The 21,410-nt window shown below is 31.6% G+C and carries 18 protein-coding genes; 7 read left to right on the top strand and 11 right to left on the bottom strand.

The features are described 5' to 3' along the window. Positions 1-120: 120 nt before the first annotated feature. Entirely contained in the window at positions 121-1,440 is a 1,320-nt protein-coding gene (locus tag WAF17_RS09960) for a DUF4271 domain-containing protein (RefSeq protein WP_338769496.1), read from the bottom strand. A 48-nt stretch (positions 1,441-1,488) separates the two neighbouring features. Between WAF17_RS09960 and WAF17_RS09955 the strand changes: the two genes are divergently transcribed. Continuing rightward, positions 1,489-3,330: a hypothetical protein gene (locus tag WAF17_RS09955; RefSeq protein WP_338769494.1), complete on the top strand. Its 1,842-nt coding sequence runs from the start codon at positions 1,489-1,491 to the stop codon at positions 3,328-3,330. 58 nt (positions 3,331-3,388) lie between these two features. Here the strand turns inward: WAF17_RS09955 and WAF17_RS09950 are convergent, their stop codons facing one another. Continuing rightward, positions 3,389-4,681 carry a hypothetical protein gene (locus WAF17_RS09950; RefSeq protein WP_338769492.1) on the bottom strand — a complete coding sequence of 431 codons (1,293 nt, stop codon included), beginning with the start codon at positions 4,679-4,681 and terminating at the stop codon, positions 3,389-3,391. Positions 4,682-5,071: 390 nt separating this feature from the next. On the opposite strand from WAF17_RS09950, the gene WAF17_RS09945 reads away from it, so the two are divergent. Continuing rightward, positions 5,072-5,572 carry an Lrp/AsnC ligand binding domain-containing protein gene (locus WAF17_RS09945; RefSeq protein ID WP_338769489.1) on the top strand — a complete coding sequence of 167 codons (501 nt, stop codon included), beginning with the start codon at positions 5,072-5,074 and terminating at the stop codon, positions 5,570-5,572. 7 nt (positions 5,573-5,579) lie between these two features. On the opposite strand, the gene WAF17_RS09940 is transcribed toward WAF17_RS09945, so the two are convergent. Continuing rightward, positions 5,580-6,617, bottom strand: a complete 1,038-nt coding sequence (locus tag WAF17_RS09940; RefSeq protein WP_338769486.1) for an oxygenase MpaB family protein — start codon at positions 6,615-6,617, stop codon at positions 5,580-5,582. A gap of 442 nt (positions 6,618-7,059) precedes the next feature. Here WAF17_RS09940 and WAF17_RS09935 point away from each other — a divergent pair, with 442 nt between their 5' ends. Further along, positions 7,060-7,467, top strand: a complete 408-nt coding sequence (locus WAF17_RS09935) for a DUF3276 family protein (RefSeq protein ID WP_338769483.1) — start codon at positions 7,060-7,062, stop codon at positions 7,465-7,467. 257 nt (positions 7,468-7,724) lie between these two features. Further along, positions 7,725-8,141 (top strand): hypothetical protein, encoded by a 417-nt coding sequence (locus tag WAF17_RS09930; RefSeq protein ID WP_338769480.1) that lies wholly within the window; start codon positions 7,725-7,727, stop codon positions 8,139-8,141. A 271-nt stretch (positions 8,142-8,412) separates the two neighbouring features. On the opposite strand, the gene WAF17_RS09925 is transcribed toward WAF17_RS09930, so the two are convergent. The 3 genes from WAF17_RS09925 to WAF17_RS09915 form a co-directional block, all read right to left on the bottom strand. After that, positions 8,413-10,146 carry a hypothetical protein gene (locus WAF17_RS09925; RefSeq protein ID WP_338769477.1) on the bottom strand — a complete coding sequence of 578 codons (1,734 nt, stop codon included), beginning with the start codon at positions 10,144-10,146 and terminating at the stop codon, positions 8,413-8,415. A 151-nt stretch (positions 10,147-10,297) separates the two neighbouring features. Beyond that, positions 10,298-13,264, bottom strand: a complete 2,967-nt coding sequence (locus WAF17_RS09920) for a tetratricopeptide repeat protein (protein ID WP_338769474.1) — start codon at positions 13,262-13,264, stop codon at positions 10,298-10,300. Positions 13,265-13,570: 306 nt separating this feature from the next. Continuing rightward, a complete protein-coding gene (locus WAF17_RS09915; RefSeq protein ID WP_338769472.1) occupies positions 13,571-14,179 on the bottom strand; it encodes a Maf family nucleotide pyrophosphatase in 609 nt (202 codons plus the stop codon). Between the two features lie 225 nt (positions 14,180-14,404). Here WAF17_RS09915 and WAF17_RS09910 point away from each other — a divergent pair, with 225 nt between their 5' ends. Beyond that, complete coding sequence (locus tag WAF17_RS09910) at positions 14,405-15,469, top strand: hypothetical protein (protein ID WP_338769469.1); 1,065 nt, start codon at positions 14,405-14,407, stop codon at positions 15,467-15,469. 86 nt (positions 15,470-15,555) lie between these two features. Beyond that, the gene (locus WAF17_RS09905; RefSeq protein WP_338769466.1) at positions 15,556-15,891 is read left to right on the top strand and encodes a zinc ribbon domain-containing protein YjdM; all 336 of its coding nucleotides are present in this window, start codon (positions 15,556-15,558) and stop codon (positions 15,889-15,891) included. A 66-nt stretch (positions 15,892-15,957) separates the two neighbouring features. Here the strand turns inward: WAF17_RS09905 and WAF17_RS09900 are convergent, their stop codons facing one another. From WAF17_RS09900 to WAF17_RS09880, 5 genes are all read right to left on the bottom strand, one after another. Next, positions 15,958-16,374, bottom strand: coding sequence for a type II toxin-antitoxin system VapC family toxin (locus WAF17_RS09900; protein ID WP_338769463.1), 417 nt, complete (start codon positions 16,372-16,374; stop codon positions 15,958-15,960). Between the two features lie 105 nt (positions 16,375-16,479). Further along, positions 16,480-18,657, bottom strand: a complete 2,178-nt coding sequence (locus WAF17_RS09895) for a dihydrofolate reductase (RefSeq protein ID WP_338769460.1) — start codon at positions 18,655-18,657, stop codon at positions 16,480-16,482. Positions 18,658-19,256: 599 nt separating this feature from the next. Then, positions 19,257-19,712: a hypothetical protein gene (locus WAF17_RS09890; protein WP_338769457.1), complete on the bottom strand. Its 456-nt coding sequence runs from the start codon at positions 19,710-19,712 to the stop codon at positions 19,257-19,259. Between the two features lie 157 nt (positions 19,713-19,869). Beyond that, positions 19,870-20,100, bottom strand: coding sequence for a hypothetical protein (locus WAF17_RS09885; RefSeq protein ID WP_338769455.1), 231 nt, complete (start codon positions 20,098-20,100; stop codon positions 19,870-19,872). Beyond that, on the bottom strand, positions 20,101-20,661 hold the full coding sequence (locus WAF17_RS09880) for a DUF1697 domain-containing protein (RefSeq protein WP_338769453.1): 561 nt from the start codon (positions 20,659-20,661) through the stop codon (positions 20,101-20,103). It abuts the gene before it with no gap. A gap of 104 nt (positions 20,662-20,765) precedes the next feature. On the opposite strand from WAF17_RS09880, the gene WAF17_RS09875 reads away from it, so the two are divergent. Next, positions 20,766-21,365 (top strand): carboxymuconolactone decarboxylase family protein, encoded by a 600-nt coding sequence (locus WAF17_RS09875; protein WP_338769450.1) that lies wholly within the window; start codon positions 20,766-20,768, stop codon positions 21,363-21,365. The last annotated feature ends 45 nt before the right edge of the window (positions 21,366-21,410 follow it).

Below are 21,410 nucleotides of genomic sequence, written 5' to 3'. Positions count from 1 at the left end.
AAATCTGTAAAAATTTATTTATTCCCATCAAAACTTTGTAATGTAAGTAATTTTATTTTTTTAACTAAAAATTGTATTTAACTAAAAAAAATAAAATTGACTGAATTAATTGAGAATAAACTAAGAAACTGAGATAATCCATTTTGAGGCAATCAAAAGAGGAATTATTTCGGTGGCGCAAAGGTACGAAAAAAGATACAACTTACCAGCATTTGTTCGTGTAAACAAATAATAACTAACTAATAAAGTGTGAGTTAGGATAGAAATAGTAACTAATAAAACAAAATAATAGAGAAAAGAACTATTTGTAGTGGCGAGTAGTGTATCTGAAGAAGGACTATAAAAGGAACTAATTAGGAAGGAAAATAATATTGTTGCTACAAAGATTACACTCATCACAAATGAATTTCCTAAGGTTAAAGCTTGTATGTGTTGTTCACTAATTTGACTACTTTTGAAAAAAAGCTTACCCATTAACTGAATCCAAAACAATCTAAAAGCAGCAATACACAAACACCAAAAAGCAGCATAAAGCCAATTCAAGATAAAAGACAAAAGACTATTTTTGATGATAAAATAACTATTTGTAGTCGTTCCGTAAAGTTCTACATAACTATAAAAAATCCATACAAAACCCATTACTAAACTAAAATAGACTACATAACCAATTTGAGGTAATAGTTCTGTTCTTTTGAATGTTTTGGCAGGTCTAAAAAAATAACTCCATGATTCTCCAAAGGCTTCTGTTCCTATAATTGGATGGACAACTACCGAAAAAACAACAATAATTCCGACCATAAACCAATTTATCATCAAAATCCAATCAGGAATAGGTGAATTTGGCTTTTTTACTGTTATCGGATTTATATTTATTTTATCAACTATTTTTTCTTTTTTAAAACTATCTCTTTTAGTGAGAATATAAGCAGGATAAGACTCAAGAATTTGATTTTGAGGTTTTTCTTGATAAACAGTAAGCATCAAAAAGCCATTAAAATCTTTATGTTTTTTTTTATCAGAATATAAATTTATCAGACTATCAAATGAAATCTCTATGTATTCTTTTTTTGTAACAATAGACGAAAAGCGAGTGTTCCAAAATAGCTTTGCACCTTGTGGTAATGCAATCCCTAAATAATTATTCTCATAATCACTTAGATTTTTATTGAAATCAAAAATTAAATGTAAGGCTCTGTATTGGCTATGAACTGTTGGTAAGTAAGGAACATAATTTCCCAAATCTTCATCATAAACCAACCATTTTTCACTCAAAGTTTGATAAATTGAACTAGATTCAACAGTAGGTAAGACAGGCAAAGCCATCACAGAGTTTTGAACACTCAAAAATACCGTGAAAAATAAGATAAAGGAAGAAATAGAAGTTATTAGAGAATGACTAAGACTTTTCACACTAATTTCAGAATTTTTTTTATTTCGCATCCTAAAGGGTATGCTATACTACAAAACTAGCTAATTTCTTTCTAAAATATGACTTTTCTTTTTTGGTTTCTCTTTTTTATTGTTTCTTTTCTGAGTGTCTTAACTTCAATCTTCTTCAAAAATGGACAAACTATTCAAATTGTTCTACTTCCAGCAATATTTTTTTTAGTGTATTTTGTTTTTCAAAGTAAAAAGAACATAAAACGAAACTACTTTTTTAGAGATAAGAATAAAGTTTTTATTTTAATTTTTGGAAGTAGCTTAATTTGGCTTTTTAATGCTGCTTTTGTTTTTGATATTTCTGCTATTTTTGAAGGTGGAAATAATTTTACTTTTCTAATTCCTTCAAAAGATTCTTTTTTTTATGGTCGTTTGTCCGAACAGTTATTGAGTTCCAAGTATGAAACTGTTTTTGCATTTCATGAAGATTCAAAGGCTGCCTTGGGAACAACTCCCTATCATTATTTTGAATTGTGGCTTTCTGCTTTTTTTGTCAAAATTTTTTCTGTTTCTGGATATATTGCCTATTCACTTTTTACAATTCCATTATTACAAATCTGTACTTGGATAGGAATTTTGGCTATTTATGAACAGAAAAATTACTTTAAATTAGGTTTTAAGGTTTTTCTTTACTCTGTTGGATTACTTTTTCTTGCTGGAATCTATTTTCCTTTTTATACAGAAATAAAAGGCTTTCAATCTACTTATTGGCTTACAAACTCTATTTTTACAGGACTTTCAGAACATTATTTTTTTTGGATAGCCGTTTTTTTATGCTTTCAAAATCAAAACTATAGAGCTTGTAGTTGGGTAATTTTTATGATTCCGATTGTTTCTCCTACGCTTTGGGCTGCGTGTTGGACAGGGCTTTTTTTTATTGGAATTCTTTTATTACACCAACAAAAATTAGTTTTTCTAAAAACATACAAATTAGAAATCATAGCTTTTTTCTTGATTCCTCTGTGCTATTTTCTATTTTATTACTTTACTAAGTCTTTTCAAAGCGTAGTTAATATAGATATTTCAATTTTAGTATTATCAGAAAGTAATATCAGTTTGTTAGGGATTTTGAAAGAACTAACCCTCTATTTATTCGGTTTTTTTGTGATTTATATTCTCTTTCTTATTCTATTTTATTCAGAAATAATTTTTTTTTTTAGGACATTTCAGAAGAAATCTGCGATATTATTTTTTATAGGAGGAGTTTTGGGAGGAGTGCTTTTTTATATTCTGCTTCCATTTCATCAAGAGCGATTCCAGTTTTTAAGAAATTTTATCTTGCCATTTATACAAGTGAGTATAATTTATTTTTTCATAACAAAACAAAATTATCTGAATAGCAAAGTAAAAATTTTGTTTTCATTTTTGCTCTTGTACGGATTTGGTTTTACGCTGCACTGGTTTTGGAAGGAAACGCAGCCAAATCAAGTTTATTCACAAACTTATTTGAATAGCATTGAGAATAAATTAATACAAAAAAAGGAGTTAAAACGGGGAGCTATTTTACACACTTCTGATTATTATGATGATAAATTGTTATTCAATCAAAACGAAAATTTCGAAATAGAAGGACGTTATCTAGCGTTTAAAACAAGTTTAGAAGGTTTTTACAACTTAGATATGGTTTGTATAGACTATCAAAACAGAGCTACTTCTTCATTTTCTGAAACTGATATTTTTGCTGTTTGGCTCAACAAGAAGTTACAAAATCAAATTCTGAATGAAAAAATGATTTGTGATGATTCATTGAAATGGCTTTTTGTAAAAGAAAAAAAACTAGATTTTGTAGTTATTGGAAAAAATGTGTCTATTCCTTCAGAAATTCAATCTAAAATTCAGTTTCAAGTGCAGGATAGCAAAAGTGGGGAAGTTTTTTTGAGATTGAGATAAAATAAAGTGAGCTAAAAAAATCTGTAAAGCCAATAAATGAGCTTTACAGATTTTACTCTTATATCCAGTTTAGAAAATCAACATTCATTATAAACTGATTTATTAAATCTACCTTCAAATAAATATTTTGAAACGTATTTTGAAATAAATGAGAGTACGAATCTGTGTAAGCTAGATTTCCAAAGTCAGTTCCATCAAATAAATCGGCTCTTTTCTTTCCACTTGCAAAAAAGAAAACGAGTGCAAGAATAGCCAACACAGCAATTACAGTTAATGCTATCTTGATGGCACTATATGGACGCTCTCCCTGTACTTCTCCCGTACGAGCATTGACTAAAAAACGATATACTTTGTCATTATATCGATAGGCACTAATCCAAAGAGGGAGTAAAATGTGCTTAAAAGTAATATCATTATGGTTGGTTTGAATACTTTCAACACGCTGCTCGTCTCCTCCAATATCATTCGAAACCATCGTTCGAATTTGTGTTTCCATTTTACCTTTCGCAACTTCAAATCCACTTTTCAAATCTACTTGATATGTTTCTGTTTGAAAACCAGACAAATAGCGTTCGTCATACCCAGCTAACTTTTCCAAATCCCAAGGTTCAAGTTTATCTACATATTTCTCTGGCAAAGAATTACTAGCCAAAACTAATGTATCATCAAAGAAATGGTCTATTCGTCCAGATACATTCGTCCAACGAGTATGACGCACTTGCCTAGTTTGAGAGTTGCCATCACTGTCTGTATAATTTTCAGTTGTATAATAATAATCGCCTCGCATTCCGTGATAACGAGAATCTGTATCGCTATCAAATGTCCAATAAGGAATATACATTCCTTTTAACTTTTCGGTAAGTTCGGCTCTTTTTTTCAAATCATTTGGAGCAAACCAAAGACTAGAAACCCACTCTTGAAAAAGTGTTCCTGCTGCTTTTTGCTCAATATTAAAAGGTAATAATGATTTGGGCTGAAATACTTCTACTGTTTCAGGAGATGAGGTTACTAGAGGAGTTCCACAAAAAGCACATTCATCAGAAACTATATTTGGTTTGAGCGTTGTTCTTGCCCCACAACCGTCGCACTGAACAGTTTGTAATGTTTGTAGCTCTTCTTTATTGGCAGTATCTTGAAGTGCTTGATAAAAATCGTTTTCTATAATAGCAACTTCTTCTTCTGGAGCAATTTCATTTTCTGCACCACAGTATTGACATTTCAAAACAGTAGTTCCGGGAGCATAAGTAAGAGTTGCTCCACAATCTTTACAGTTTAAATCTTTTGCTTTAGCGTTTAAGTCAGGTGTTTCTCCATCAGGGTTACGAGGAGAGTCTTCTGGTAAATCTGGCATAATTTGGTGATGATTATATATTCTCTATTTTGGTTTTTTATAAAAATAGAAAAATACTCTCAAAACTCAAATTCTTTATTTATCAAATTTAAAATCGTAATAAGACTTAATTCGTACCTTTGAAGCTGTATCCAAAATAAGGCACAACAAAAAAGGCACTGCCAGTAGCAATGCCTTTTTGACCTTAACCAATAAACAACACATAAAACACACGCCCTACTATATAGGGTCTAAATTAAGTTTTTAGATGAACTAAAATTCTTAATTCGTTATGCAAACATACTATTTTTTTTTGTATTCTAAAACTTTTGCAAAATATTTTGCAGATATTTAGGCAATTCGCAATATTTCTTGTATTTTTTAGGAAAATTACAACAACATAATAAAAAAATGAGTAAAAATTCTCAAATCGATAGTTGCGACCTTCGCATCTTGTCTGAGCTTACAGATGATGCCAAATTGCCTTATACAGAAGTTGCTGATAGAGTATTTGTTTCTGGTGGAACAGTACACGTCAGAATGAAAAAAATGCAAGATTTGGGTATTGTAAAAGGAGCTGCCCTTACGATTGATTATGCCAAATTAGGATATGATGTTACAGCTTTTTTGGGTATTTATTTGGAAAGAAGTTCTATGTATGATGAAGCTGTTGAGCAGTTATCTAAAATTCCAGAAATTTTGAGTCTGCATTATACAACAGGTGCTTATAGTATTTTTGCAAAAATTATTTGTAAAGATACCAAGCATTTGAGAGAAGTTTTGCACGACAAAATCCAAAAGGTTGCTGGTATTGTCAGAACAGAAACATTTATTTCATTAGAAGAAAGAGTAGAACGTGCGCCACTTTTGAAGCAACTTGCCGAAGAAAGTAAAAAAGCTGAAGAGGGATAGAGTTTTTTTACTTTTGTTGTGCAATCATATTACGTGCTTCCCAATACGAACGAACAGCATGAGGAGCTTTTCCAAAACTAGCTTTCATAGTTGCAATAATTGGCATTGCTTGTACCATATATTTTGTCCAGTTTGCAGCAGGAACGCCTAACAAATCACAAACTCTATCTCCTAAAAGAAAACGCATATAACTGTTGATATAACTTCTAGGAACAATAGGAGGCAGAATATCATCAAAATGGGAAAGTAGAGTTTGGGTCAATACTTTTCCTTCATGAGAAGATTTAAAGTGGCGTATTTCTGTATTCTGAGAAAGAAAAACGGCTTCTTTCATCGTTTGAGGAAGTATTTTTTTATCAATGCCTAAAAGCTGCCCCACCACATACCAAAGGTGTAAATAATCTTCTGCATCTTGGTTTGTATATTTATTACCTAACTTTCTAAGTCCACGCAAAACAATAGATGAAAAAGCAATATTTGTTCCCATTAAATCTTCTTGATTGATAGGTAAACCCCATTTCATATTCCAATCTTTATGATTTTTGACATGAAAACGAATGGTGGCATGTAATAACCTAACTTTCAAAATAGTAATAAAAGCAAGTCCGTTTGGCTTCAAACTATCTGTTTGATTGACTTCAAAAACAAAACGAGCCGTCTCTAAAAGTCTTTTTTGTGCATCATTTCGCATTCTTTCTGAAAAATACAATACTTGCGCTCCATCAGCAGCAGCATAACAATACGGCAATGACATTGTACCTAAAAGGCTCAAACAATCTTCTGCATTTTTTTGAAAAAACTCTTGTCCCTTCGCTATTTTTTCTTGATTAGCATTTGGAGGAAGAATAGCATTTTCTGTAAAATAACTCTGTATAAAATCAGGCAAATCATCAGGTAGGTCTTGGTTGTCTCCCCATTGAATCGTAATTACTTTTCGTAGGTGTTTCCATTCATTTAGCTCTTGTGTTTTCGCTACTATTTCATCAGCTATTTTATCGCCTTTTAGTCTATAATTGTCCCAGTCTATTTGTGTCAGAGTTTGCATTTTTGAGAGTTTAAGTTATTCAAATTAATCGTAGAAGCTTTTTATTTTAAAAAATAATTCAGTCATCTTGTAAGCATCAAAACATCCATATTGTAGATTAGCTATTGTTTATCAAAAAAGTTTAATCTCAAAAAAAGTGCATAGTAGCAAAGGTTATCACGGTTATTTTTGTATAACAGTCTTTCAGACTGCTGGATAGGACAAAATACTACTTTTTATGTTCAGACAAGATGTCTGAACTACCTTAATACAAACCGTGATAAGGTTTAGTATATAGTTTTAATAAGACCTATTCTCAAATATCTAGTTTTTCAAGTCTTTATTTTTCAAAAAGAAATAGTTTTTAATATATTTGGAGTCTTAACATATATTTCTATTTCAAAAATTTAATCAGTATTTAACTAAATACTAGTTTTATAACCATTTAAAAAAATAACTAAAGATGAGTGAGTATTTTGACGATGAGCAAGAAAAAAACAACGATTATTCTAAACCTAATTATCACAACGAAACTGTTTTTTCAAAAAAAGTACGTGCAGGAAAACGTACCTATTTTATAGATGTGAAGCCTACACGTTGGGAAGAAGATTATTATATTACGCTAACAGAGAGTAAGAAAGTATTTCGTAATAATGGAAGTCATTTTTTTGAAAAGCACAAAGTCTTTTTGTATAAAGAAGATTTCAACAAAATTATAGCAGGACTTACAGAGGTAGTCGATCATGTAAAAACTGAACTGATGCCAAATTATGACTTTACACAGTTTGATAGAGAATATGATGAGGAAAGTTCTATCAAAAAAACGAACCCAGAAGATGACGAAGTGAGAAGTCATTTGAAATGGGATTAATAAAAACAAATTCAAAAACGCTTTATTCTGAATAGGATAAAGCGTTTTTTTTATGACTTTCGTAAATTAGTTTTTAGTAAACTCTAACCACTCAAAATACAAAAATAACTGTGATAACACTTGATGAATGATAAATTATAGGTGAGTCATCTTTTTTTAGTTTTATCAAAAATCTACTAATTTTACAGTATTCCGTTACTTTTTGGTCTTTAAAGTATTTTTATAGTAGAGTGATTCATTAAAAAAACGATAATCTTATGTTCAAAAAATCAGCACGTCTTCCCAAACACAAGAAATTTGAATTTCAACCTCGCTTTTACAATCCAGATAAAGAAGATTTTGAGAAACGCAAACGCTGGACAGAGGCAGAAGAAAGATTGAAGAAGTTAGAGAAAGAAGAGGCAGAGCAAGAAGTAAAAGAATTAAGCGATTACAATCAAGAGAATTCTATTTTGAGAGGTTCGTTTGGAAGAGCAAAAGAAAAACGCAAAACACTTTTTGGCAATATGTCTGTGGTCGTTTTAGTTGCTTTATTAGGTGGTGCAGCTTATATTTTTGCTAATTTAGGCAGTGGAGGAAAAGATTTAGGGTGGCAGGTTTATACAATTCTTTTGTTAGTTCCTGTTTATGTTTTCTTTCGTGTTCGTGCCAATTCTAAAATTAAGAAAGACTAAGTCAAGTAACAATTACGAATATAATAAATTGAACGGTTAGTTTAGGGCAACAGGGCATGTTCATAAAAAATAATTGAGCTTGTGAATATGTTTAATCAAATAAGTTATAGTATTTTTTTAACTTTGACAGTCCTTTCAGAAGGCTGTCAGTAGTTGGAAAAATAAGCTCGTCTGTACCTAAACTATTGTCAGAGTTATTTTGGATTACCAAAAACTACTGACAAAGTTTTTATGAACATGCCCTGTTTAGGACAAACCGTTCAATTTATTTCTAAAAGATATATTTTCCCCCTACGATAACTGTAATTCCATTATTTGGATAATAAACAAAGCGTTGGTAATTCTGTCCAATTAGATTATATCCATTTGCAAAGGCAGAAATTCGGTCATTAAACTTATAAGAAACTGCAACACTCAAATCATTGATTGGTTTCAAGTCATACACTGTTTCAGAAACAGGGTTTTGAGTTTTGATTCCAAAAAGCTGTTGTAACGTAAGTTCTGTTTTGAGTTTTTCTATAAATGTATAACCCACGCTCAAACTTGTTTGAAAAGTAGGGCGATGATGAGCAACTTCCAAGTCTGTGAGGGAATAATCAAAATAATTAGCTGACAGACGAGCATTCAAATTATTTTTTTGATAAGAAGACGAAATTCCCAAACGCATAACATTCACTTTATCGTACAATAAACTAAATTGTGAAGAATCTGATACAGAAGACGCAAAAAATGGCATATTATCATACATAGCAAATCCTATTTCTGCATTTGCTTTTAGGTTTTTATTAATTTTTGCTTGAAGAGCTAAGTTTGCGTCCACTTGCGAAAAAGTATGACTAAGTGGTTGGAGAGAAGCTAGAAAAGGATTCTGAACAGTCAGCATTCTCAAAAATTGAGGTTTCACGCCTCCACTTATTTCTCCTAAAACCCAAAATTTGTCCTTAGCGAGTTGATAAGAGAAATCAATATTTGGATAGAAAAAAAGACTGTTTCCTGTTGAGTTTTCTAATAAAGAATCCGAACTATATGCTATTCCAGCTCCTATATTTAGTGTCAGTTTTTCAGTAGAGAAATTGTAGGAAGGAGAAAAACTAGCCAACATTCTATCATTGGTTACTTCTACATTTTGATTATCTGTATCAATAAAAATACTGTTTTGTTGTGTCTGATGAAATTCTGACTCAAAATTTAGTTTTGATTTTGTAGAAAGAGAATAAGAAATTCTACCAATAAGAGGTATTTGCCATTCACTTACATCATTTCTAGCAGCAAAATAATTAAAGCCTACTGAAACTTTATATGCTAATTTATCAGCACTAGCATCTCCAAATTCATCTTTTTTGGGCAAGGAAGACAAATCAATTTTAGTTTCTAACCTATGATAAGTTTGTCTAATATCTTCTTTAGCTGGAGTTTCTACATCTTGATTATAACCATAATAATGAACTCTCTCTAAATTATAATTGATAGAAGAAGCCAAAACAAAATTCTCTTTCTTATGCTCTGAAAAAAGCAATACATTCGTATTCCCGTATCCTGAATTCTGACCATCAACAACGCCATTCATTGATGAAAGATGATGAGCAAAAACACCTAATTTATTTCTTTCATTTATATCACGACTATAAAAACCCTCAAAATAAGGTGTTATATAATTTCCAAAACCAGCTTTTACATAATTTCCAAAGGTTTCTTTCGGAATTGTTGGAGCAAGTTCGTTCGGAATTTCTCTAAAAGTCAGCCTATTGAAAGCAACTGTTTTACTAAAATCAATCTCTGCATCTTTCGAAACTTGTAGTGTTGGAAGAGGAGTAATTTCAGCGTTTGTTTTGATAGGAGGTTTGGCTATCAGTTCAAATTCATTTATTTTATCATAATTCAAATTATCTTGTTCTAGCTCTGCTTGTCCTTGAGCAAAAACATTTTGTCCAAAGTCTGATGAAAAGAATGTCAGTAAATGAATAAAAAAATAAATAGTAAGTATTTTTGTAGCTATTTTTTTCATAATGGAAGTAAGCTATTTTGTTAGGTTGGGATAGAATTTCAAGTGAATTTATTTGTCTTTGTTGATGTCGTTGCGATAACACACTAGTAAAAGTTCTGTTACAATTTTTCGAAACCCTAAGGGTCTTCAAGACCCTTAGGGTTTGAACTACTTAGTCAATTTTTAAAGCTAATTTATTTGCTTTCTGTTGTGTTTCTTTCTGTTCTGCAAATTGATTTCTCAAATCTTGTAAGATAGATTTTGCGCTCTGATTATCTCCAATAGAGTGCATAAGTTCTGCTAATTCATAGAGTGCTTCAGAGGCATATTTCGGATTTGCTTGTCTGTCATTTCCTAATTTTGAAAAGCCCTCAATTGCTTCGTCTATTTGTTGTAGCCCTGCTAAAATCTTACTTTCATACAAACGAACAAAATCATTATTTGCATTTGCTTTTTTATTACGAATGATAGCTAAGTAGTCATTTGCTGTTTCATAATCTTCTTGCATGTAGTATGTTTTGGTAAGTTTTTCCCACGCCATTACACGTATTGCATCATTAGGAGCTATCTTTGCCAAACCCTCATAGCTTGTGATAGCACTATTGTAGTTTTCTCTATTAAACTCAATATCTCCTATATCTGAAAGCGCACTGGTTTGGAGTTTTCCTCCTACTCGTTGCAAGTTTTTTATTGCTTGAAAATTATCACCGTATTTCTCATAACTTTTGCCTAAATAATAATGAATTTGGTCATAATAGATAGTTCCTGCAATTTCATTCTTACTGACAATATCTCTAAACTTAATTATTGCAGCCGAAATATCGTTACTTTTATAAAGATTGAATCCTACATCAAATTCTTTCTGAATAACTGCCATAGCAGCAGGATTTGAGTTTGTAGTAGTAGCAATATTATTTTTATTATTGGGGTTATAGTTTGAATTATGACTTGCATAAATACCTCTAAGCTCTTCTAAATTTTCGACTTCTATGTTATAAAGGTCTGGGAAATTTCCTAAAGCATTCAAAGCAGAAACTGCATCTTTAGAAGTAGGGTAATTCATAATCAATGCTGTATAATCATTAATTGCACTCTTGTATTGTTTAAGTTCAGCCTTTGCATTTCCACGACTGAGTAAAGCCTCACTCAACTTTTCACTTTGTGGATAACGTTTGATAAAGTCATTTGAAAGAGCTATTACTTGTTTGCGATTGGCTTGATTTTCATAAATTGCTATTTTCATTAGTTGCGAATATTGGGTGTAGAGAGAGTTAGGCATTCGCATAACCTTATCAAACTGATATATAGCTTTTGAATAGTTAGTCTGAACAAAATAAACTTGTCCTAAAGCAAAATTGATATATTCAGTTTCAGAATCTCCCAAATTTAAGGCTTTCATAAAATTAACTTCTGCCTCTTCATAATGCTTATTTGCAGCATAAATAGTTGCTACACGAGTAAGTGCATCAACAGCTTTTTCTCTTACAATTCCTGTTGGAGTAGATAAATATTCTTCCAACAGAATAAGTGATTGTTGTTTGGCTGCACTACTATAACTCGCTTTATTAAAGTTAATAACTCCCATTCCGTATTTAGCATCAGCATAAAAACGACTAGAAGCTGGTATTTTTTTATAATAAGATTCTGCTTTACCTACTTTTTGAGTCTGTAAAAGAGCTTCGGCTGTATAAAAATTGACAAAATTTTGAAGAGAATCATTGAGTTGTATTTCATTTTTGAACTGGCTAATCATTTCGCTCATCTCATCATAAGAAGACTGATTGAAAAGCTCTTTGATAGATTGTAGAGCCAAATGAACATACGTTTCTTTGATTTTTTCTTGATTCGTAGTAGCATTTCTAGCTTTCAAATATGACATAGCTATTTTAGAACCTTGACGTACGGCTAGTGCATTTGCTGTAAATAAAGTTATTTCTGATAAATAAATACTCTGAGGAAATTTACTTTCAAATGCTTTACTTTCTGTAATCAAAAAATCATACTCTTCGGATAAATACAGATTTTTTAGTTTAGAAAAATATACTTTTTCAGCATCAGAAGGGTTGTAGGCTGCTAATTCGTCGTAGGTAGAAGCTGCTTTTTTATAATTACTTTGTTTTTCGTAAATACTTGCTTTCATAAGCAAAATAGGCGAATAAAAAGTACCACCAGCAAGAAATGATGTTTGGTAGTCCAAAAACTCGTCGTATCTTTCTGTTACATAAAGCGTATTAAGGTATTGATAAGCAACGGAATCTGAAAGCTGTTTGCTATTTCGCTTATAACGTCCAAACCATTCATACGCCAAGTCAAACTCTTCATTAAGATAGGCACATTGAGCAGCGTAATAAAAAAGTTCTATATCATGTTTTTCGTTTGCGATAGAGGAAACAAAATCACTCAAACTCTGACAGTCTTCTAAGCTGTAATACGATTTAGCTATAAGCTTGTTTGCACTTTCAGTATATTTTGTATCTGACTTTGCTTGATTGAGATATTTTATGGCTTCTTGAAAGCTTCCTAATTCATAATTGATAAAGCCTATATAATAACTAGCTTGTGCGTAATATTCATTATTCTTAGATTGTAGAGATGAAAATGTCTGTAATGCTTCTCTTTTTCTCTTTATTTTGAAATAAGAATATGCCAAGCGAAAATTAATTTCTAGTTCTTCCTTTGTAGTGGGGCGAGATTTTTCTAAAGGCGCAAAATAATAAGCTGCTCGGCGATAGTTTGCTTCTTCATAAAAAGAATTTGCTAAAGCGAGTTTGAGATTATCAGCATAAAGTGTCTGCTCATATTGATTAATAAATTCAATACTATTTGCTTCTGCATACGTTTTTTTGAGGTAGAGTTCGCACAATCGAAGATAATAAATAGCTTCAACTCTTTTAGTAAGCTTATTTTGAAGTGAAAAAGAAGGGGTTTCAGAGGTTATGTAAGAAGAAAATATTTTTTGAGCAGCTTCATAATGTTGCTGTTCAAAAAGGTCAAGTGCGTTTTGGAAGGTGTTTTCTGGTGGATTCGAACCAATACTTATATGATGTTGGGAAAAGGCATATGAAGATGGTAAAAAAAATACTAGAAAAAGACACACACACATTCCTACCACACTTTTTAGTAGGTTTTGGAAAGGCATATTTTAATTATTAATAAGTAACGGGAATAGGATTTTTTTAAGAGTGTCGAATTTAAGACACTTCTTTCTTCTGCAAATTCGCTTATTTTATTAATTTTTGCAAATCTTATTTATTTATTTTGATGTAGATAAAATACCGATTATAAGATTTTTTTATTTACCATAAAAAAAGTTTATTTGTTTTTTACTATCTAAAATATTTTTTTTACGTTAAAATTTAGTTGCAAATGTAAAATAATAAAGTGTCTTAACTATCAATCTTTATAATAAAATAATGGTTCAGAGAAAATAAAAATGTTTGTCTCTCTAAGTTAGAAACTCCACCCACTCTTTGTATAACTTCTGCACAGGCAATCCCATTACATTGAAATAACTTCCATTTATTTTTTCTACTGCTATCATTCCGAGCCATTCTTGCGCTCCATACGAACCTGCCTTATCAAAAGGTTTATATTTTTGGATATAATAATCAATCTCATTTTGAGTCAGTTCTTTAAAGAACACTTCTGTTTCATCAGAGAAGCTATGTAATTTGGATTTCGTACAAATACAAACTCCTGTAATCACTAAATGCTTTTTTCCAGAAAGAAGGTTTAGCATCTCTTTAGCTTCAAAACGATTTTGAGGCTTGTTCAAAATTTTGTCTCCAATGACTACAATTGTATCTGAGGTAATCAAAACTTCATTCAGAAAATCCACCTCTTTTTCTTTTAGTTCGTTCTGTTGTGCTAAGGCTTTTCGTTCAGCTAGTTTTTGAGCAACTTCTTTTGTTTTCCAATCGGATAAAATATCTTCGTTTACGTCTCTGATACGCTGTTCGAACTCTATATCCATAGAAGATAGAAGCTCTTTGCGACGTGGCGACCCAGACCCTAGAATTACCTTATAATGATGTAAAAGATGGTTTAGAAGCATAGTTTTTGGGAATAGAAATATTAGTAATGAATTAATCAATTCAAAGGAAATAAATTTTAGTGATATTAAAAATTTGATAAAGCAAATTGTTGAGTGATTTGTTATCTTTATACTTAAAATGATATAAATTTGAGCTAAACAACAGTCTTTGAAATTCTAAAAAATAATGATATTTCATTCTTCATAAAAGTTTGATGTTTTTTTTATTATAATTTCCTAATATTTATGAATACAAATCAGATAATAAAATCTAAAGAAGAGAATAGTTGGACAGAAATTTTATTGGTATTTGGCTTTTTGATACTAGGAGGTATTGGTTTTCTTTCCATTGGCTACTATATATTTTCATTTTCTTTAGCATCAGAATATGCAGATATACCAAGCATAGTTTTGGGAGGCTTTTTTGCAATAATGGGTGTCCTTTGTATTGTAGTTCCTATTTTATCATTAGAAGAGTTAGAACTGGACAATGAAAAATTAGTGGTCAAATCTATTTTTGGTTATTCAAAGAAGATAATTCTGTTAGAGGATATTGTTCGTTATGCAGAATTAGAACAGAATCAGGAAGATGATAAAGATAGAGTTTTTGTACTCACAATTTATACAAAAACAAAAAAATGCTTTCTCACTACTCAAATGTCTAACTATGAGCAATTCAAGCATATTCTCACTCAAAATGCGAAAGATGATAGCGAAGCTCAAAAAAGAGTAGTGGATAATCCACAAAAGAAATTTACTGCATATGTACATCTCATTGGAGGTGCTTTAATGATGATAATAGGTTTAGGACTATGTTATGTAGTAATGACAAACTGGACAGGTGAGCCTATTTTGAATGAACAGATTACAAACATAAAGGGAACATTAGTTGAAGATATTGAAATAGACTCTGATGCTAATGGTAATGAATCCATTAAAATATTACTACAAGAGTATCCTAAATTCAGTTTTTCTGTTGCATCTATCGCAGCCACTTCCTCAAAAGTGGAGACAGGTTTAAAGAAAGGGGATGTCATAACTTTGGGAATACTAAACGATGAATACCTTAAAAAATTTACTAAAACAAAGTCATTAGAGTTTTGGGACAAATATATAAACTACAAGGTTATTAATGTTTACAGAATCCAAGCGAATAATAAGAAGTATCTTGCTTTAGATAATTTGAACAAAGAGTCAAAAAAAGATATAAAATATAAGTGGGTAGGCTATTTGATAGGGTTTGGTCTTGCTTTGTATGGTGTGTTCGGTCTTATTAAATATAGAAATCAGTATAACCAAATAAATATGTAGATACTTTGAAGGATAAGATATAAGAATAAAAAATCTCGTAAATTTGAGCTAAATAAAGTCTATTGAAATTCTAAAAAACTCAAACAATGCAAAAATGCCCTAGTTGTGCTTGTCCGTATGGATATGCCGTAAGTGAAGAAGTTTATAATTGCCCCGAATGTGCTTTTGAATGGAATCCGAATGAAATAAAAAAAGAAGAGAGCCAAGAAGAAACAGTAAAAGATGCAAATGGAAATCCGTTGCAAGATGGTGATGATGTTGTGATTGTAAAAGATTTGCCTGTAAAAGGCGCACCCAAACCGATAAAAGCAGGTACGAAAGTCAAAAACATCAGAATCACAGATGGCGACCATAATATCGACTGCAAAATTAATGGTTTTGGAAGTATGGCTCTAAAATCTGAATTTGTAAAGAAAGCGTAGCAAGAATTACGGATTACGGAAAATATAATTTCTCATTCCCAGTTCCTATCACCTATTTTCCAGTTTCTACTTTGTCCAATTTTCTGTTTTCAGCTCTTCTATTCTATAAAAGTGTTTTTCATTATTTGTAACAAGAACAAGATTTTCTACAATTGCTGTTGCAGCAATCAGAATATCGTTGTGGGCAATACTGTTTCCTTCCTTTTTTAGTTTTGTATAAATTCCTGCTGCTTTTCTAGCAATTTCTTTACTAAGAGGCAAAATAGTATGATGATTCAGAAATAGCTCAATTTCTTGTGTTCTTTCCTCTGTGTCTCCATAATAAAGACCATTCAAAAGCTCATAATAGGTAATGATGCTGATATTGATTTTTTGATGCTCTTTGAGATAATCGTTTACTTTTTGGGTTACCTTTCTCTCGCTCATTTTTTCATTTCTCAAAAAAAAGGAGAGTGTGTCGGTATCTAATAAAATAGGTTTCATTTGTTAAATCTTTATTAAAAAAAATGCCTATTCAAACTAAATTAAATAGGCATTTTTGATTTTTATTGGAATATAAAATCTCACGCTAAAGTGTTAAAATCATTTTTAAGGCTTCAAAAAGCTATAATTCTCACTAAAATTCATCATCTGCTCTACAAAAGAAGTCGCATAACGAATTTTTACATCTTTGATTTCATCGCCCTCCATTACTGGTTCAAGAACAGGCTGCAAAAACCCAGAATACGGAGCAAGGTCAAATTGAGCATAGCGTTCTTTTACTTCCTTGAGCATTTCTGCATCTACTTTTACGCCATAGCCTTCCACTAATTTTTCGGCTGCTGCATAATCTCCTTCTGACTTCAAACGCTGAATTTCTCTCAAAAGCTCACCAAAAATAACACGTAATTTGTCATAATCATTAACTAAGAAATAGGTTTTTCCATCGATTATTTTTTTCTCAATTACGTTTTCGGCTTGTCCTTTTTCATACGCCCATTTTGCAACTAATTGACGGTTACGCATGTGGTCTTCTTCAATATCTGCACCTTCATCCAGACGGCGAAGTTGTAACATCATTCCATTCATAATATAAGAATCATATTCTGCTTTTCCAGCTTCTACGGAAGGCAAAAGACCTAAATCTACTAATTTTGGATCTAAAAGGTAATACAAAGCCACCAAATCAGCACGAGCTTCTTCTAAGGTCGAAGAGTAATTTTTGAGTGTTTCTTTTGGTGTTCCTACTCCTTTATTGATTTGCCCAGAAGCGTGTCCGATTACTTCGTGAAGTGCTGTGTGCATTTTTCCACCTACATCTCCATATTCTTTCTGACGGTTTTGTAACTCTTCGGTTGGATAAAATTCGGCAGTTGTTTTTCCTCCTGAAGCGTGATTATAGGCATCTTCGATATTTCCCAAAGAAACAGACTTCGAACCATACTGCTTCCTAATCCAGTTTGCATTTGGTAAGTTGATTCCGATAGGCGTAGAAGGGGCAGCATCACCAGCTTCATTGACAACTGTAATGATTCTATATGTAACTCCTTTTACTTCTTTCTTTTTATGTTCGTCCATAATGGAAGAATTATCTTCAAAATACTGTGCATTTTCTGACAAAACAGCCATACGTTTTGAAGCCTCTTTATCATCCATAAAAATTACAGATTCGTAGTTTGCACGGTAGCCAAGTGGGTCGCCATAGACTTCAATAAACCCATTGATAAAATCAACATTTGTATCAGTCGTTCCTACCCAAGCTATCGACATTTCATCAAACGTCTTTAAATCGCCTGTTTTGTAATACTGAACAAGCAAATCAATTACTTTCTTTTGATTAGCTGATTCGGCTACGGTAGCTGCTTTTTCTAGCCAATAGACCATTTTTTCTAATGCTGCTGCGTATTGCCCTCGTTTTTCAGCATTTCCGATGCCATATTTGTATTCATAAACACCGTCTTTTTGAAGTCCCACAAGAATATTGTCAGGAGCAGTTCCTTTTATCAGTTGAGAGTTCAGACCGTACGAAATAGGCGTTTCATCATTCGGGTTAGCAAAACTTTTATAAAAACTTTCTACTTCTTTTTGAGAAAGGTTTTCATAGAAATTAGCTGCCGAAGTTTTGACTAAATCTTGTCCTTTCGTTTTGTTTACTTTCTTCCCATCAACATCAGCATCAAAAATAACAGGATTTAGTTTTGCTAAAAATGCTTTTATATCTTCTCCTTCATTTGTATCTTCAATCATAGGAAAACCATTCTTATCAGAATTAACGAGTAAGTTTTCGAAATAATCATACGAAAATTCAGGCATTATTTTCTTTTCTGAATAATGATGATGAATGCCATTCGAAAACCAAACTCTTTTCAAATAGGTTTCGAATTGTTGCCACTCTTCGCCAGATTTATCTCCGTTGTAGGTTTTGTAGATATTTTCTAGTGTTTTTCTGACCAAAAGATTGTGTTTATAGTTTTGGTCATACGTAATATCACGTCCACTACGCCCAGCTTCTGACAAATAGTAGAGAAGTTTCTTTTGAGAAAGAGGTAACTCATCAAAGCCTTTTACTTCGTAGCGCAAGATTTTTATATCAGCAAAACGTTCGCCGTCATAAGGAGGAATTTCTTCTTTTTCGGTAGTTGTTACAACAGAATCTGCTTTTACTTCTGTGTTTGTATTATCTGTTGGTTTTTTATCGCCACAAGCAGGTAAGAATACCACGCCTGTACAAAAGGCTGCCAAAAGTCCGTAATAGGTAATTTTTGATTTTAATTGAACTGAATTCATTTTCAATAAAGGTTAGTTGATTTTAGCTTGTTTAAGCTAAATGAGTTTCTAAATTTGAGGTAAGTTACTGTTTTTCTGTATTTTTGAAAAACCTTGTATCCAAATCACTTTCAATTTAGTATAAAGCCAATAAAAAAAGCACAGAACTTATATTCTGTGCTTTTTTGTTGTTCTAAAATTATCACTCTGAATTTATTCTTTAATAAGATGCGTAAAAAACACCTCTTCTTTTATTACCACTTTCAAGACATAATTTCCAAATGGTAATTTTGATAAGTTTAGATGTATGTTTTTATTCTATGAATATAAAATTTGAATGTAGACAAAAAAATAAGGCTTAGTAGCCTTTGGTTTAAGTTATGAATTAAAATACAAATTCACGGCTGGAAGCCGAATACATATAGGTTACTTGGCAGAACCAAGCAACGGCTATTTAGAAGCCGAGAAAGGGCAGGGGGCTATCCATAAAAGAAGGTAGATATTCTGGATTCCCAAACCATGGATAATTCATTGCTTCTTGGGGAAGTATGTCTGGTGTGTCGCATTCTTGAGCATTTGCAAAAGAATAGGACAAAATCATTAAAAATATAATGATGATTTTAGTTTTTATTAATTGATGCATAAGAAATTCCAGTATCTTTAGTTGTTGATGTAATTAATTGATTGTTATAAAAAAAACGTCCATAATCAAGTAAATACTTACAAGTGTTCTTATTTACTCTATATTCGTGACGTATGGTATCTGTATCTAGGTAAGAGAGATATAAATAGTAAGTTCTGATTATATCTTCTTCTTTGGGTGTGTCTATATCTACATATACAAAATTACAATCTCCAGTTACACTTTTACCAAAGCTTTCTACAGGCTCGTAATTTTCATCGTAGAGTTGAATGCTATCTGCTGGATATCTGCCAAATAACCCAATAATAGGTTGCCAGTTATCAGGTTCTTTTTCATATATAACTTTGAAGTTTTGCCGTTTTTCTTCGTTTCCATATGTTCCTATTTCTTCATCGCAGTTTATACTACAACTAGATATAAATAGAATAGCCATCCAGAAAGCTAATAATTGTATTTTTTTCATTTGATGAATAATTGTTTATTAAGATATGTAAATAAAATAAGATGCAAATGTAGAGTTTTATTCTATATGAAAATAATTTTATGATAAAATTTATTGAATTTATTATAATATAGACAAAAAAATAAGGCTAGATGCCTTGTGTCAGAATCCAAAAACGGATAGGAATACGCCAAATAATATCATTTTCTATCCTAGAAGTACGGATATTACTCACTCTGCGTAAGCTATCCATAAAAGAGGGTAAATAATCTGGGTTGGCAAACCACGGCAGTTGCTGCATTTCTTCTAGCGTAGCATCTGGCGTAGTACAATTTTGAGCTTTTACATTTGCTAGGATTGATTTTGTATTTGAGTCCACTTACAATTTATCACTAATCATTAATTCAGTTAATTTCTCTATTGTTTTCCAGTTTCTTGTCGTAGCTTTTGTTTTTAATTTTTTCTCAAAGAAGTTATTTGTCAGTTTTGAAGTATGATATTTCCCTTCACAAAAAACAAAGATAGTATTTCCCACAATCTCAAATTTATCATCTGTTTTTGATTCAATTTCCTTTGCTTTTTCTATATTTTGAATAGTTGGGATTTCCTCCAAAAAAGTCAGATGAAGGCTGTTAATGATTTCTTGTTTTTTACTTTCTGATTCAATAAATGGATTTGAAGACCGAATATTGATTAATTCTTCTTTCGTTCGGATAATTACGGGAACTTCAAAATTATATTTCTCAAAAATAGCTTTTTCGATTTGTGTAGAAATTTTATTTTTGTCCAAACTTGAATTAAAGATTACATTTCCACTCTGAATATAGGTTTCAACATGCTCAAACCCCAAATTTTGATATAACACTTTCAAATCTTTCATCAGAATTTTTCGCTTCCCTCCTACATTTATTCCTCTCAAAATAGAAATATATTTCTGCATCTTTATTTGTGTTAAAAATAGACTAAAACTATGGTTTTTTAAAAGTGTTTTTGGTTATATTGGAACTCAATTTATCAAAATATAATTCTCAAAACAATTTTAAAATGAAACAACCCTTAGTTCATCCAAAGTCTTCAGAAGGTGATTCACAACTTCAAGAACTCATCGAATTTTATGAAGAAACATTAGGTTTTTGCCCCAATAGTGTCAAGACAATGCACATAAGACCACGAATTGCCTATGCTTTTATAGAAATGAATAAAGCTGTAATGGAAAATCAAGGCAGAGTTACGAGTGCTTTAAAACGGCTTATTGGTTATATTAGTAGTCATGCAGCAGGTTGCCGATATTGTCAGGCGCATACGATTCGTGCAGCTGAAAGATATGGTGCAGAACAAAAACAACTAGAAAATATTTGGAGTTATAGAACGCATGAAGCCTTTTCAGAAGCTGAAAGAGCAGCCTTAGATTTTGCTTTGGCAAGTTCGCAAATTCCGAATGCTGTAACTGATGAGGTAGCTGAAAACTTGAGAAAATATTGGAAGGAAGGCGAAATTGTAGAGATGTTGGGTGTAGTTGCTCTTTTTGGTTATCTCAATCGTTGGAATGATTCTATGGGAACAGAAATGGAAAGTCCAGCAGTAGAATCAGGAGAGCAGTATCTAAAAAGTGATGGCTGGAATGTAGGAAAACATAAGTATTGAATTGTGAACTGTGAATTATGAATTGTGAACTTTATTCTTTCACAA

Origin of the sequence: Bernardetia sp. ABR2-2B (genome assembly GCF_037126435.1) — a bacterium.
Lineage (GTDB): Bacteria > Bacteroidota > Bacteroidia > Cytophagales > Bernardetiaceae > Bernardetia.
This window is presented reverse-complemented; position numbering and strand designations above follow the sequence as displayed.